The organism is Avibacterium sp. 21-595 (genome assembly GCF_023611905.1).
Classification (GTDB): Bacteria; Pseudomonadota; Gammaproteobacteria; order Enterobacterales; family Pasteurellaceae; genus Avibacterium.
In genome coordinates, this window is the sequence record NZ_CP091455.1 from 1,792,167 (window position 1) to 1,805,930 (window position 13,764).

The following is a 13,764-nucleotide window of genomic DNA, read 5'->3' on the forward strand; positions in this document are numbered from 1 at the left end:
AATGCCAATTAATTTACTGTGAAAAATGTGCGCACTTCGTCAATCAATTCTTCTGGCAAGTGCATTGATTGCATTGCACCTTCCAACATTAACATTTTACGACCACTATTTGTATTGGTGATCACCCAATATGGCGTATTAGGAATTTGTTTTGGCTTAGTGTGATTCCCCGCCATTAACAACGTCCCCTCATCACGGGCAAAGTACACGCGCGTACGCCCTTGTAAGGATTCCGTAGCCTGTGCAAAACTTTCTGGATTGGTGCGATAAAGCACGCGTAAAATAGCCAAGAAGCGCACCACTGCTTTGCTTTCTTGCTGAAAATCAGCGGACTGGATCAACTCACGCACCTTGCTAACCACTTTTTGGATTGCCTCATCAGATTGCTTTCTCGTTGCCACTTTTTCTTTTGCGGCTGGTTTTTCTTCCACTTTTTCATTATCTCGTGCTAATTCGTTGGAAATTTCCACCGCACTTTGATTATCAGCAGAAAGGTTTGGTGCAAAGGTCACATTATGATCAGTACGCACCGCAGGAAAATTGAGTAAACGGCGTAAAATATCAGAAGCACTTTCACCGATAGATCGGGTTTGGCTGGCTATGTATTGATAAAGTTCTTCATCTACTTCAATAATTTTCATTTTTTCTCTCCAGTTGCTTGATCTCTTTACGCTTTTGCAACATTATAACGATTTATTTTCAAATACTCACGCAAAAATTATGTCGCAAACGCAATTACTCAATTTTCAATTTCATCAATTAAAACAACCTACTAGCAACCCAACCTTAGTGTTTATTCACGGATTATTTGGCGATATGAATAATTTAGGGGTGATTGCCCGAGCCTTTGCGGAAAATTACCCTATTTTACGCCTAGATTTACGCAATCACGGACAGAGTTTTCATTCTGAATCAATGAATTATGATTTAATGGCGGAAGACCTATTAGCCACCATTGAACAGTTAGATCTTAAACAGGTAATCTTGATCGGGCATTCCATGGGGGGGAAAACCGCGATGAAAGCGGCAAGCCTTCGCCCTGATTTAGTGAAAAAATTGATCGTTATTGATATTGCGCCAGTGAAATATGGCGAACACGGACATAATAGCGTATTTGATGGTCTTTTCGCCGTAAAAGAAGCTCACGCAGAAACACGCCAGCAAGCCAAACCAATATTAGCTCAACACATACCAGAAGAAAGCATTCAGCAATTTATGTTGAAATCCTTTGATGCACAATCTACTGAAAAATTTCGCTTTAATTTAACCGCACTGAAACAAAACTATTCTCACCTTATGGATTGGCAAGATTGTTTTTATCCCAACCCGACTCTATTTATCAAAGGTGGACTGTCTGATTATATTCAGCCTGAATATAGCAAGCAGATTTTAGCCCAATTCCCCCAAGCTAGCTCTTTCACCATTAACGGCAGTGGACATTGGGTACACGCCGAAAAACCTGACGCGATTATTCGCATTATTCAGCGTTTTTTAGATAGCCAATAACAATCTCACCAATCAAAGGTTGAGGGTTTTAATCAACTATGAATTGTGATATAGTTCGCGACGATGAGTAGTTGTAGCTTATCATTCTCAATTAGCTACATTTTAACCAGTTCAGTGATTTGAAAAATGGCAAAACAAGATGCAGATTGCATAACCTTAGATCTGTTTGCTAACACACCCAAAGTGGGACGCCCAAAAACAAATCCGCTGACCCGAGAACAACAACTCCGTATCAACAAACGTAATCAACTTAGACGGGATAAATCCTGCGGTTTAAAGCGTGTTGAGCTGAAATTGCATACGGATATTGTTCAACAATTGGAAGATTTAGCGTCTGTACAGCGTGTTAGTCGTTCAGAGTTAATCGTAACGATTTTACAAGAATATTTTAAATTTCAAGAAAATAGGAAATAAAAATGGCTATCGTTGGTTTATTTTATGGTAGTGACACGGGCAATACTGAAAACATTGCACGAATGATTCAAAAACAATTAGGCTCAGAAGTGGTAGATATTCGCGATATTGCCAAGAGTACAAAAGAAGATATTGAAGCCTATGACTTTTTAATGATTGGTATCCCAACTTGGTACTATGGTGAAGCCCAATGCGACTGGGACGACTTTTTCCCAACCTTAGAAGAAATTGACTTCACAGATAAATTAGTCGCCATTTTTGGTTGTGGCGACCAAGAAGACTATGCAGAATATTTCTGCGATGCAATGGGAACAGTACGTGATATTATCGAACCAAAAGGTGCGATTATTGTCGGTCATTGGCCAACGGAAGGTTACACTTTTGAAGTTTCACAGGCACTCGTTGACGAAAATACATTTGTAGGTCTATGTATTGATGAAGATCGTCAGCCAGAACTGACTGCTGAACGTGTTGAAAAATGGACAAAACAAGTTTTTGATGAAATGTGTTTAGCTGAGTTAGTTGAGTAACCCACCAAGAGCAAAAGAAAGGAAACATTATGTCTGAAGAAAATATTAAACTTCTTAAAAAAGCAGGGTTAAAAATTACCGAGCCACGCTTAACGATTTTAGCGTTAATGCAAGAACATAGTATGTCACATTTTTCTGCAGAAGATGTTTATAAACTATTGCTTGAACGCGGTGAAGATATTGGCTTAGCAACGGTTTACCGTGTACTTAACCAATTTGATGAAGCAAATATTCTCATTCGCCATAACTTTGAAGGAAATAAATCCGTTTTTGAACTTGCACCAAGTGAACATCACGACCATATTATTTGCGTGGATTGCGGCAAAGTCTTCGAGTTTAATGACGAGATCATTGAACAACGACAAAAACAAATTAGTGAAGAACACGGTATTAAATTAAAAACGCACAGTTTATATCTTTACGGTAAATGTAGTGATATTGATAACTGTGATGAGAAAGAAAAGAAATAATTACGCTTCTAAAAACTAAGCAAAAAATCACCGCACTTTTAAAAGCGTGCGGTGATTTTTTATCGCATTTTAAATGTTGTCATATAATTGGCACTTACGTCCTGATTTAATTTGAATGTTCCCATAAGTGGATTGTAATGATAGCCGACCATATTCACACAATCTAACTCAGCGCGGTCTGTCCAAGCAAGTAATTCAGCGGGTTTAATAAATTTTTCGTAATTATGTGTGCCTTTCGGCAACATTTTCAATACATATTCCGCACCAATAATAACCAACGCCCACGCTTTTAAAGTGCGATTAATCGTAGAAAAAAACAATACGCCATTAGGCTTTAACAAGGCTTTGCAGGTATTGATGATCGAGCTAGGATCAGGAACGTGTTCCAACATTTCCATACACGTAATCACATCAAATTTTTCTCCGCCAAGTGCGGTGTATTTTTCAAGAAAATTTTCTATGGTGGTCTGTTGATAATCAATACTTAAACCATTTTCTTGCGCGTGTAATTTTGCTACTTCAAGGGGGGCGGTGGTCATATCAATACCGGTAACATTTGCCCCTTGCTTAGCCATTGCTTCAGCTAAAATACCGCCACCACAACCGACATCTAAAACGTTTTTACCAAATACCCCCCCAGCTTGTTGGCAAATATAATCCAAACGAAGCGGATTTAAGCGGTGGATAGGTTTAAAATCCCCTTCTGGATCCCACCAAGTTTTCGCCATTTTTTCAAATTTTTCCAGTTCTTGTTGGTCGATATTTTGCATTGAGTTGTTCTCTTGTTTTTGGTTTTTATTATTTTAGCGTAAATTTTCTATCTTTTTTATTCTACGGTAAATTTCTCTTTTCTTTGTTAAGGTTATCACGCGCTTTGTTTTATGCCCCTTATTATTGCCTAAGTGCGGTAAAAATTCATTACAAAATTAGAGATATTATTGGAATTATGATACAATCTGAACAATTTTTTATGTAATTAGGGAATATTTCAATGACGAATTTGGTTTCAAACGTTACCCCTGTTAGTATCGAAGAAGAACTTAAATCTTCTTACCTTGATTATGCTATGTCGGTAATCGTCGGCCGTGCTTTACCTGATGTACGAGATGGCTTAAAACCTGTACACCGCCGTGTTTTATATTCAATGGATCAAAGTGGCATTACCCACAGTAAAGCCTATGTGAAATCAGCACGTGTTGTCGGTGATGTGATCGGTAAATATCACCCTCATGGTGACAGTGCGGTTTATGACACCATTGTGCGTATGGCTCAACCTTTCTCATTGCGCTATATGTTGGTAGATGGTCAAGGTAACTTCGGCTCGATAGATGGCGATGCGCCAGCGGCAATGCGTTATACCGAAGTTCGTATGCAAAAAATCACACAGGAATTGCTCACCGATCTTGATAAAGAAACGGTTGATTTCTCACCAAACTATGATGGTAAAGAAATGATTCCTGATGTGCTACCAACCAAAATTCCGGCCTTATTAGTGAATGGTTCCTCAGGGATTGCGGTGGGTATGGCAACAAATATCCCTCCTCATAATTTGGGTGAAGTTTTAGATGGCTGCCTAGCTTACTTGGATAATGAAGCAATTACCATTGATGAGCTTATGCAATTTATTCCGGGGCCTGATTTTCCAACTGCCGCGCTGATCAATGGACGAAAAGGCATTGAAGATGCTTATAAAACAGGACGGGGTAAAGTTTATGTGCGCGCCAAAGCTGAAGTTGAAACTTCAGATAAAGGACGTGAAACCATCGTTGTTACAGAAATTCCTTATCAAGTTAATAAAGCAAAACTGGTAGAAAAAATTGCTGAACTTGTACGTGAAAAGAAAATTGAAGGGATCAGTAATGTCCTTGATGTTTCAAATAAAGAAGGGATTCGTCTAGAAATTGAGGTAAAACGTGATGCTGTGGGCGAAGTGGTATTAAATAACCTCTACGCCCTCACCCAAATGCAAGTGACATTCGGGATCAATATGGTTGCCTTAGATCACGGTCAACCAAAATTATTTAACTTAAAACAAATTATTGAGGCCTTTGTAAAACACCGCCGTGAAGTGGTAACACGTCGTACAGTGTTTGAATTACGCAAAGCTCGCGAACGTGCGCATATTTTAGAAGGGCTAGCTATTGCCTTAGCTAATATCGATCCCGTTATTGAATTAATTCGTGCCTCTAAAACAGGCGACGAAGCCCGTGAAGCCTTGCTTGCTCGCGGTTGGCAGTTAGGTAACGTAAGCGGAATGTTAGAGGCGGCGGGAATGAATGCCTCTCGCCCTGAAGATCTTGCTCCCGAATTAGGTTTACGTGATGGCGTCTATTATCTTTCTGAAGAACAGGCCCGTGCGATTTTAGATCTACGTTTGCAACGCCTAACCGGCTTAGAACACGAAAAAATTGTCACTGAATATCAGGAAATTTTAGTCGAAATTGGCGAATTATTGCATATTCTAAATAGTACAGAACGCTTAAGAGAAGTGGTTTGTGAAGAACTTACGCGTATCAAAACCGAATTTAATGATGAACGCCGTACTGAAATTACAACGGCATCAGGTGATATTAATTTAGAAGATCTTATCGCTCAAGAAGATGTGGTGGTTACCCTTTCTCACGAAGGCTATGTCAAATATCAGCCACTTACCGATTACGAAGCACAACGCCGCGGCGGTAAAGGTAAATCAGCAACAAAAATGAAAGAAGAAGATTTCATTGAAAAATTATTGGTTGCGAATACACACGATACAATTCTTTGTTTCTCAAGCCGTGGACGTTTATACTGGCTCAAGGTTTATCAACTACCGCAAGCCAGCCGCGGTGCGCGTGGCCGCCCAATTGTCAATATTCTGCCACTGGATGAAAATGAGCGTATTACCGCAATTTTGCCGATTTCTGCTTATGAAGAAGATAAATTTGTAGTAATGGCAACTGCTGGGGGTATGGTGAAAAAAATTGCCCTTACCGAATTTAGTCGTCCTCGTTCTAACGGGATTATCGCGCTCAACTTGCGTGATGAAGATGAACTCATCGGTGTGGATATTACAGACGGTTCAAATGAAATTATGCTGTTCTCTTCGCAAGGTCGCGTGGTGCGTTTTGCAGAAAGTGCTGTTCGCCCAATGGGACGTACAGCCACTGGCGTGCGCGGAATTAAATTAGCCCTAACAAACGATCTTTCTGATGATGAAAGTGCGGTGGAAATTGAAGAGATTTCTGACGATAATAACGAAGAAACCCTTGATCTCAATATCGACAAAGTGGTTTCGCTAGTCATTCCGAAAAATGAAGGGGCAATCCTCACCGCAACACAAAATGGTTACGGTAAACGTACCGTTTTAGCAGAATATCCAACAAAATCCCGTAATACCAAAGGGGTGATTTCTATCAAGGTTAGTGAGCGTAATGGTAAAGTTGTTGCAGCAACCCAAGTGGAAGAAAATGACCAAATTATGCTGATTACAGATGCGGGAACCTTAGTCAGAACCCGTGTTAGCGAAGTGAGTATAGTTGGACGTAACACCCAAGGCGTGCGTTTAATCCGCACCACAGAAGAAGAACAGGTTGTCAGCCTTGAACGTGTTTGTGATGTCGATGAAGAAGACAACGAAGACACAATAGAAAACACGGAAGAATAAAATAAAGTGGGCTATTGCCCACTTTCTCTTTTCTCAAAGCTGAAACCTTTTTTCACGCTCAATATGTTAAATTAAAAACTATCGTATAGGCTATTCAACAATGATTTTTTACACAATTTACACCCACCTTTTTTGTGCTTTTATTAGCTTAGGACTTTTTGTGATCCGAGCCTTAATGCAATTTGCTGGAAAAGATTGGCGTGCAATAAAATTACTCAAAATTTTACCGCACTTATCAGATACGCTACTTATCGTAAGTGGCGCAATCTTATTATTCACATTAAACGTGGGGTTTCCTTGGTGGATTATCGCTAAATTTGGATTATTGATTATCTACATTATTTTTGCGGCGAAATTTTTCAAACGTGGCACAACGAATAACCCTATTGCCTTTCTGCTTGCACTCATTTCATTGCTCGGCGCAATCTTACTCGGCTACAACCATTAATCTCATCAAACTCTCAAGCGGTTTGGTTTAGCTTAAACCGCTTTTTCACTTCACCCAGCCTTTCATTCTCTATAATTTAAAGTGCGGTAGAATTTTGTAAAATTTTCCCACCTATTTTGAGTTATAAAACCTGATTTAGATCATAAGCTCACCATTTTTTTTAAAAAGAAGTTGGGATTGCCAACTAAATACCTTAGTATTTTTGTCAGGTTTAATAATCCAAATAAGGTTAAATTATGTCATTAGAAAACAGAATGAAACAAGCAGATGAACAATGGCAAGATGCCAGTTACCAAGAAACGATTTCGCATATTCTATCGCGTTTTCATCAACGTCATCGTGAACAATTACAAGAACTTATTCCTCTTGCAGAGAAAGTTGAAGCACGCCACGGTGATCTGCCTGATTGCCCAAAAGGTCTGGCTGATGCATTAAAAAATGCCTATGCCGATTTATCTAGCCATATGATGAAAGAAGAACAAATCTTATTCCCGATGATTCAAGCGGGAAATTATATGATGGCGAGAATGCCTATTCAGGTGATGGAATTTGAACACGATGAACATAGTGCGACAATAGAAATCCTACGTTCTCTTACTCACAATATGACGCCACCTGCCGATGCTTGCACCTCTTGGCGTAATCTCTATCAAGGTATTCAAGAATTTTGTGATGATTTACAAGAACATATTCACACAGAAAATAATATCTTATTCCCTCGTGTCTTAAGCGAACAATAGAAATCGTTGCACCTTAATGAAAATTAAGGTGCTTTTCAATGAAACAAAATCTCCACCCAAAAGCCTTTCTCTCCACGTAAATTCTCTGCATTTTTATACCGCACTTGATAATGATGCAGTTGAGCGATGCGTTGTACAATAGATAGCCCCAAACCACTCCCTTTTTCATTTTGTCCCGCTGGGCGGTAGAAGCGTTGCCCTAACTTCTCTAAAACATTATCAGGCACGCCTCCGCCATTATCCGCAATAATGAGTTTATCCTGTTGTAAAATAAGGCGGATTTCACTTCCTTTCGGACAATAAGCAATGGCATTATCAATCAAATTACGTAGCATCAAAGAAAGTAATAATGGCTCACCTTGTTGGGTTCGGGGTGAACTGAGAGGTTCAAAAATTAAGCGAAACCCTGCTTTTTCCACCTCTAAATAACGTTCAGCTACAAACTCAGTGATTAATTTATCCCATTCAATGCGGTTGAGATGTGCCAATTCATTGAGATTATCTAGGCGGGAAAGGGTAAGCAACTGTTCAACTAATTGGCTGGCACGATCGATGCCTAAAGTAAGATTTTGCAATGCCTGATTTCGCATTGCTTCATCTTTCCCCGCCATTTGAGCAAGTTCGGTTTGAATACGTAAGGCGGTGAGCGGGCTACGTAATTCGTGGGCTGCATCGGAGGTGAAACGCCGCTCTCTCAATAAACTGCTTGCCGTGCGAGTAAAAAATTGATTTAAATTTTGCACTAATGGCAAGATTTCCTTTGGCACTGGCTCAGTATTTAACGGCTGATCATCATCAGGACGACGATGGCTGACTTGTTCACTCACTTTGCGCAATATCGCTAATTCACGGCTAATTGCCCAAATAATCACGGCAAGTAGCACAGGCAGGCTAGCAAACCAAATCCACATTTGCCCTAGCACCATTTTTTCGATTAATTCTTGACGATATTCAAGTTCCTGCCCCACGGCAATCATTAATCTGCCTTCCGCCGCTGGTAGCCAAAAAATTCGCCATTTATCGTCATCTCCTTGCAACGTGGTATTGTGAAAGCCTCTTTTCTGCTCATAAATGAAATTGTTGCCATTTTCACTATCACTCAGCAATATTTCACCATCACGATTAAAAATCGCAAAGGCAAGTGCATCGTCATCATAATTTTGCCTTTTGCGAAAGTGCGGTGGTTTTTGTCGATAATATTTCCCCTCTGGGCGAGGGCGTTCAATCAAAATACTTCTTAAATGAGAGGTTGCAAGCCGCTTGGCAAATAAAATTTGTTGTGTATCAAAAACTTCATTTACTTGACTGCGTGCCGCTGACCAAGCAATCGCGGTAGAAATCAGCCAAATAGTACAAGAGAATAGAGAGAGGATCAGAATAAGACGAAGGCGTAAACTACGAGCGTGCATTTTATTCCTCCATCATTCCAAGTGCGTAGCCTACTCCATGCACAGTGCGAATGAAAGGCTTGCCTAATTTTTGGCGTAAATTGTAAATATGCACTTCTAATGCATTACTGCTCACTTCGTCATTCCAAGTATAAAGCTTTTCCTCAATAAAGCTACGAGAAAGTACCCGCTCTTTATTATGCATAAACAGCTCAAGTAACTTATATTCCGTTCCCGTGAGAGAAATCTCTTGGTTGCGTAAAAAGGCTTTATGCTGTCCAAGATCAAGGCTCACGACGCCGTGCTGAAGAAAAGATTGTGCTTGTCCATAACGGCGACGAATTAAGGCTTGCAAGCGTGCCACCACTTCAGCCAAAGCAAAAGGTTTGCCGAGATAATCGTCCGCCCCAAGTTGTAAACCTTCAATCCGTTGTTCCAAGCTATCTCGTGCGGTTAAAATTAGCACTGGCACATCTTGATTTTCCTTGCGCCATTGGTTCAACACCTGCAAGCCATCTTTTTTCGGCAAGGTGAGATCGAGCACCACCGCATCATAAGGGGCATAACGCAAGGCTTGCATACCACTTTCCCCCTCTTTAAACCAATCGACACTAAAACCCGATTTACTCAACCCAATGTTAAGCCCATCACCAATTAAAGGATCATCTTCAATTAATAAAATTCGCATAATTTTAACCGCACTTTACTTAGCTTAGATCCAATCCCATTTGCCAAAAATCAATTTCCATTCGTGTCGCGGTAGTGAAAATATGCTGTAAGCGTTGTTGCTGTTTGTGGGAAAGATCGATAAATAATCCATTTAACATCGTCATAAATTCTTGTGCTGCCTGCTGAAAATCCTCTGCTCCGTAAGTGTCAATCCATTGTTGATAAGGATTGTTTGCCACTGGCGTTTGCTGACTCAGTATTTTGCCTATTTCCGCATAACCTAGCATACAGGGTGCGAGTGCGGTATAAAGCTCAGCCAATCCCCCTTTCATTCCACAATCTAAAACATAACGCGTATAAGCCACACAAGCGGTTGATTCTTGCACCTGATGCAACGTCTCTTCTGAAATGCCCCACGCTTTACAAAAAGCAACGTGTAGCTGAGTTTCTTTTAATAACACCTCATTCGCTTGATGTGCAGTCAAAATTTCAGCAAAATTTTCTGCTTTAAAAATGCCTAAAGATAAGGCACGACTATATTGAAATAAATATAAATAATCTTGCTGCAAGTAGTGCTGAAAACATTTTTTAGCCAGTGTTCCCTGACTTAATTGTTGAACAAAAGAATGGTGAATATAATTATCCCAATACGGCTGGCTTTGGACGATCAAGTTTTCTACGGTAAGCATTTGATTTTCCTTTTTTTTTATATTGAAGTAAATAATGCCATCTTGTCCCATTTACCACATAAACCCAATGAGAGAAAATGTCCCATTGAGTTTAGCCTAAAAAAATAAATTTGCGAATGAAATCTTTTCTCAATTAATCACTTTTAGCGACTTTCATAATGCGATGAACTTCCAGTTCTAATTTTTTGTCGGATTTATCCACTTCAACCAAAATTTTTACCTCATCGTTCGGGGTAATAGTTTTACCACGCCACGCACGAGGTTCAATTTCTAGCTCAATTTCTCCGCTCTTATCACGGAATAAAAAATCATCTTTGCTTAGTTGTTTGACAATATGGCCTTGTAAAACAAGATGTTGCTCATCTTCCCAAGACGCTTGTTGGCTAATTTGGCTTATTGGTAAATTATTCATCACGGATTTTTTACCCTTAATTTGAGCTTGCGGATTATTAGGATCAACAAACCCTCCGTGCATTTTATGGGCTTTTTTATGCTTATGGTGATGTGTTTCTTGTGCTTTTTCTCCTTTCTCCGTATTTGACACAGGTTGTACTGTCTGTTGCTCTCGCTCAGGGGATTGTTCACTCGTTGTTGGCAAATTTTCTGCACTCACCATAAGGCTAGCAGTTGATAATAGTAAAATTGTTGCTAAACTAAGTTTTTTCATTGTTACACTCCTTTCAAATGGCAAGACGGCTGTCTTGCTGGAAAGATTAAAACAAAGAAATATTAAGAGAATCTTAAGATAGGTAAAAAAGGAAAAAGAATGCGTTGTGAAAATATGTCGGCATTTATTGTAATGGATATTGTGCGTGAAGCGGCGAAATACCCGAATGCCATTCATTTTGAAATTGGCCAACCAGATTTACCCCCATCTCCGAAAGTGAAACACGCCTTACAACAAGCCATTACAGACAATCAATTTAGTTATACAGAAAGCCTTGGCTTACCGGCATTGCGTGAAAAAATCAGTGAATTTTATTACCGCACTTATCAAGTGGATATTGCACCACATCGCATTATTCTTACCCCCGGCACAAGTGGCGCATTTCTTGTCGCCTATGCCTTAACGCTTAACCAAGGAGATAAACTGGGGCTAACCGATCCTGCGTATCCGTGCTATAAAAATTTTGCTTATATGATGGATATTGAGCCTGAATTTATCCCGGTAGATAAACAAGATTGTTATCAGCTTTCCCCGCAACAACTTGTCAATCGCCCAATCAAAGCCTTACAAATTTCCTCGCCCGCTAACCCTACGGGCAATATTTATACCCCTGAACGCCTGCAAGCCCTGAATGAATATTGCATTGCCAATAAAATCGATTTTATTTCCGATGAACTTTACCACGGCTTAGTTTATGATGAACAAGCCGCCACAGCCTTGCAATTTAATCCTAATGCCTATGTGATCAACGGATTTTCTAAGTATTTTTGTATGCCGGGAATGCGTTTAGGTTGGCTTATTGTGCCAGAAGCAAAAGCCCGAGAAGCAGAAATTGTGGCGCAAAATATTTTTATTTCAGCGCCCACATTAAGCCAATACGCCGCATTAGAAGCCTTTGATGATGACTATCTAAACCAAATTAAAGCCAAGTTTAAACAACGCCGAGATTTTCTTTATGAAGAACTAAAACAACTGTTTAACATTGAATTTAAACCACAAGGCGCATTTTATCTTTGGGCAGATGTGTCTGCTTACACCCAAGATAGCTATGAATTTGCAAAAAAAATGCTGGCTGAAATTCAAGTTGCTGCAACTCCCGGGATTGATTTTGGTGAAAATGGCACAAAGCACTACTTACGTTTTGCTTATACCAGAGATATTGAACATTTACGCGAAGGGGTTGAGCGAATGAAGCGGTGGCTTACTAAACAGACTAATCACACAACAGCAAAATAAAAAGAATAAGGAATAGTATGAATTTTCAAGCAGATACAGAACAAGCCCTGTTGGATATCGTAAAGCAAGAAGTCGTGCCAGCGTTAGGATGTACCGAGCCGATTTCCCTTGCATTAGCCGCTGCCACGGCGCGACAATATTTAAATGCAATACCAGAGCGTATTGAAGCAAAAGTTTCGCCTAATTTGATGAAAAATGGAATGGGCGTCACCGTACCCGGTACGGGAACCTTAGGGCTAACAATGGCGGCTGCGATTGGAGCCATTGGTGGTGATCCTAATGCAGGATTGGAAGTGCTAAAAAATATTACCACGGAACAAACTGAGCAAGCGAAAAAAATGATTCAAGAAGACAAGGTTTCTGTTTCTATTTTTGAAACGGAGCATATTTTGTATTCTGAGGCAACGTTATATCATCAGCAGGACAAAGTGAGTGTTCGCATTGCTGCACACCATACCAATGTCATTTACATTGCCAAAAATGATCAGCTGATTTTCACCAAACCTTGCGCCGTAGAAAGTGATAATTTATACGAAATTTTCACCGCACTTTCTGCGAAAGCCATTTTTGATTTCTCCATTCAAGTGGAGCTTGCCAAGATTAAATTTATTGATGAGGCAGAAAGGCTAAACTCTGCCCTTTCACAAGAGGGCTTACGGCAAGATTATGGTTTGCACATTGGACGTACGTTACAAAAACAAATTGCTGCGGGATTGCTCGGTAATGATTTAATGAACCGCATTATCATCGAAACAACAGCAGCTTCTGATGCCCGAATGGGCGGTGCCAATTTACCCGCAATGAGTAATTCTGGTTCAGGTAATCAAGGCATCGCTGCAACAATGCCTGTTGTGGTAGTGGCAAAACATATTAACGCTTCAGATGAGCAACTTACTCGCGCATTATTTCTTTCTCACCTTATGGCAATTTATATTCATAGCAAATTACCAAAACTTTCCGCATTATGTGCTGCGACCACCGCCGCAATGGGCAGTTCCGCTGGCATTGCTTGGTTACTGACGGGCAAATTTGAAACCGTGAGTATGGCAATTAGCAGTATGATCGGTGATATTAGCGGCATTATCTGCGATGGCGCTGCAAATAGCTGTGCAATGAAAGTATCCACCAGTGTAACCTCAAGTTATAAAGCCGTACTAATGGCATTAGATAATATGCAAGTAACAGGCAATGAAGGCATTGTAGAACATTGTATCGATCGCTCAATCAATAATCTTTGCAACATTGCTTCACGTAGTATGCAATATACCGACCGCCAAGTAATTGAAATTATGGTGAGCAAACCCAAAAAATAAAATAGAATAAATAAGCTTATTTAATGAATGGCAATATAAAAGAGGGGGATA

Annotated in this window: 14 protein-coding genes and 1 pseudogene; 9 read left to right on the forward strand and 6 right to left on the reverse strand. The window is 40.0% G+C overall.

Annotated features, from left to right (window positions below; all coding sequences use genetic code 11):
- Positions 1-8: 8 nt before the first annotated feature.
- Positions 9-641, reverse strand: a complete 633-nt coding sequence (seqA, locus tag L4F92_RS08265) for a replication initiation negative regulator SeqA (RefSeq protein ID WP_250363380.1) — start codon at positions 639-641, stop codon at positions 9-11.
- 79 nt (positions 642-720) lie between these two features.
- On the opposite strand from seqA, the gene L4F92_RS08270 reads away from it, so the two are divergent.
- The 4 genes from L4F92_RS08270 (at position 721) to fur (ending at position 2,920) form a co-directional block, all read left to right on the forward strand.
- The gene (locus tag L4F92_RS08270) at positions 721-1,506 is read left to right on the forward strand and encodes an alpha/beta fold hydrolase (RefSeq protein WP_250363381.1); all 786 of its coding nucleotides are present in this window, start codon (positions 721-723) and stop codon (positions 1,504-1,506) included.
- A gap of 126 nt (positions 1,507-1,632) precedes the next feature.
- Positions 1,633-1,920: a LexA regulated protein gene (gene ybfE / locus L4F92_RS08275; protein ID WP_250349765.1), complete on the forward strand. Its 288-nt coding sequence runs from the start codon at positions 1,633-1,635 to the stop codon at positions 1,918-1,920.
- Positions 1,921-1,922: 2 nt separating this feature from the next.
- Positions 1,923-2,450: a flavodoxin FldA gene (fldA, locus tag L4F92_RS08280; RefSeq protein WP_115249319.1), complete on the forward strand. Its 528-nt coding sequence runs from the start codon at positions 1,923-1,925 to the stop codon at positions 2,448-2,450.
- A 29-nt stretch (positions 2,451-2,479) separates the two neighbouring features.
- A complete protein-coding gene (fur, locus tag L4F92_RS08285; protein WP_250349764.1) occupies positions 2,480-2,920 on the forward strand; it encodes a ferric iron uptake transcriptional regulator in 441 nt (146 codons plus the stop codon).
- A 59-nt stretch (positions 2,921-2,979) separates the two neighbouring features.
- Here fur and ubiG read toward each other — a convergent pair whose 3' ends face one another.
- Positions 2,980-3,690: a bifunctional 2-polyprenyl-6-hydroxyphenol methylase/3-demethylubiquinol 3-O-methyltransferase UbiG gene (gene ubiG, locus L4F92_RS08290; protein WP_250363382.1), complete on the reverse strand. Its 711-nt coding sequence runs from the start codon at positions 3,688-3,690 to the stop codon at positions 2,980-2,982.
- Between the two features lie 221 nt (positions 3,691-3,911).
- On the opposite strand from ubiG, the gene gyrA reads away from it, so the two are divergent.
- From gyrA to L4F92_RS08305, 3 genes and pseudogenes are all read left to right on the forward strand, one after another.
- Positions 3,912-6,563, forward strand: a complete 2,652-nt coding sequence (gene gyrA, locus L4F92_RS08295; protein ID WP_250363383.1) for a DNA topoisomerase (ATP-hydrolyzing) subunit A — start codon at positions 3,912-3,914, stop codon at positions 6,561-6,563.
- A gap of 100 nt (positions 6,564-6,663) precedes the next feature.
- Positions 6,664-7,011: a SirB2 family protein gene (locus L4F92_RS08300; protein ID WP_250363384.1), complete on the forward strand. Its 348-nt coding sequence runs from the start codon at positions 6,664-6,666 to the stop codon at positions 7,009-7,011.
- A gap of 275 nt (positions 7,012-7,286) precedes the next feature.
- Positions 7,287-7,751 (forward strand): annotated as a pseudogene (locus tag L4F92_RS08305) (hemerythrin domain-containing protein); the annotation flags it as partial.
- Positions 7,752-7,786: 35 nt separating this feature from the next.
- Here L4F92_RS08305 and qseC read toward each other — a convergent pair.
- The 4 genes from qseC to L4F92_RS08325 all read right to left on the reverse strand — a co-directional run bounded on the left by qseC (position 7,787) and on the right by L4F92_RS08325 (position 11,164).
- Entirely contained in the window at positions 7,787-9,160 is a 1,374-nt protein-coding gene (gene qseC, locus L4F92_RS08310; protein ID WP_250363386.1) for a quorum sensing histidine kinase QseC, read from the reverse strand.
- 1 nt (position 9,161) lies between these two features.
- On the reverse strand, positions 9,162-9,827 hold the full coding sequence (locus L4F92_RS08315; RefSeq protein ID WP_250349758.1) for a response regulator: 666 nt from the start codon (positions 9,825-9,827) through the stop codon (positions 9,162-9,164).
- A gap of 19 nt (positions 9,828-9,846) precedes the next feature.
- A complete protein-coding gene (tenA, locus tag L4F92_RS08320) occupies positions 9,847-10,497 on the reverse strand; it encodes a thiaminase II (RefSeq protein WP_250363387.1) in 651 nt (216 codons plus the stop codon).
- 133 nt (positions 10,498-10,630) lie between these two features.
- Positions 10,631-11,164 (reverse strand): YgiW/YdeI family stress tolerance OB fold protein, encoded by a 534-nt coding sequence (locus L4F92_RS08325; protein WP_250363388.1) that lies wholly within the window; start codon positions 11,162-11,164, stop codon positions 10,631-10,633.
- Between the two features lie 99 nt (positions 11,165-11,263).
- Here L4F92_RS08325 and L4F92_RS08330 point away from each other — a divergent pair, with 99 nt between their 5' ends.
- Together L4F92_RS08330 and L4F92_RS08335 are read left to right on the forward strand one after the other, a co-directional pair.
- Positions 11,264-12,400, forward strand: a complete 1,137-nt coding sequence (locus tag L4F92_RS08330; RefSeq protein ID WP_250363389.1) for a pyridoxal phosphate-dependent aminotransferase — start codon at positions 11,264-11,266, stop codon at positions 12,398-12,400.
- Positions 12,401-12,417: 17 nt separating this feature from the next.
- Positions 12,418-13,713 (forward strand): L-cysteine desulfidase family protein, encoded by a 1,296-nt coding sequence (locus L4F92_RS08335; RefSeq protein ID WP_250363390.1) that lies wholly within the window; start codon positions 12,418-12,420, stop codon positions 13,711-13,713.
- Positions 13,714-13,764: the final 51 nt, after the last annotated feature.

Bases quoted from the DNA above. Each gene is read 5' to 3' on its own strand.
- fur (WP_250349764.1), top strand. From the start codon at position 2,480: ATGTCTGAAGAAAATATTAAACTTCTTAAAAAAGCAGGGTTAAAAATT.
- gyrA (WP_250363383.1), top strand. From the start codon at position 3,912: ATGACGAATTTGGTTTCAAACGTTACCCCTGTTAGTATCGAAGAAGAA.
- L4F92_RS08315 (WP_250349758.1), bottom strand. From the start codon at position 9,827: ATGCGAATTTTATTAATTGAAGATGATCCTTTAATTGGTGATGGGCTT.
- qseC (WP_250363386.1), bottom strand. From the start codon at position 9,160: ATGCACGCTCGTAGTTTACGCCTTCGTCTTATTCTGATCCTCTCTCTA.
- tenA (WP_250363387.1), bottom strand. From the start codon at position 10,497: ATGCTTACCGTAGAAAACTTGATCGTCCAAAGCCAGCCGTATTGGGAT.
- L4F92_RS08330 (WP_250363389.1), top strand. From the start codon at position 11,264: ATGCGTTGTGAAAATATGTCGGCATTTATTGTAATGGATATTGTGCGT.
- fldA (WP_115249319.1), top strand. From the start codon at position 1,923: ATGGCTATCGTTGGTTTATTTTATGGTAGTGACACGGGCAATACTGAA.
- L4F92_RS08270 (WP_250363381.1), top strand. From the start codon at position 721: ATGTCGCAAACGCAATTACTCAATTTTCAATTTCATCAATTAAAACAA.
- ybfE (WP_250349765.1), top strand. From the start codon at position 1,633: ATGGCAAAACAAGATGCAGATTGCATAACCTTAGATCTGTTTGCTAAC.
- L4F92_RS08325 (WP_250363388.1), bottom strand. From the start codon at position 11,164: ATGAAAAAACTTAGTTTAGCAACAATTTTACTATTATCAACTGCTAGC.
- L4F92_RS08335 (WP_250363390.1), top strand. From the start codon at position 12,418: ATGAATTTTCAAGCAGATACAGAACAAGCCCTGTTGGATATCGTAAAG.
- seqA (WP_250363380.1), bottom strand. From the start codon at position 641: ATGAAAATTATTGAAGTAGATGAAGAACTTTATCAATACATAGCCAGC.
- L4F92_RS08300 (WP_250363384.1), top strand. From the start codon at position 6,664: ATGATTTTTTACACAATTTACACCCACCTTTTTTGTGCTTTTATTAGC.
- ubiG (WP_250363382.1), bottom strand. From the start codon at position 3,690: ATGCAAAATATCGACCAACAAGAACTGGAAAAATTTGAAAAAATGGCG.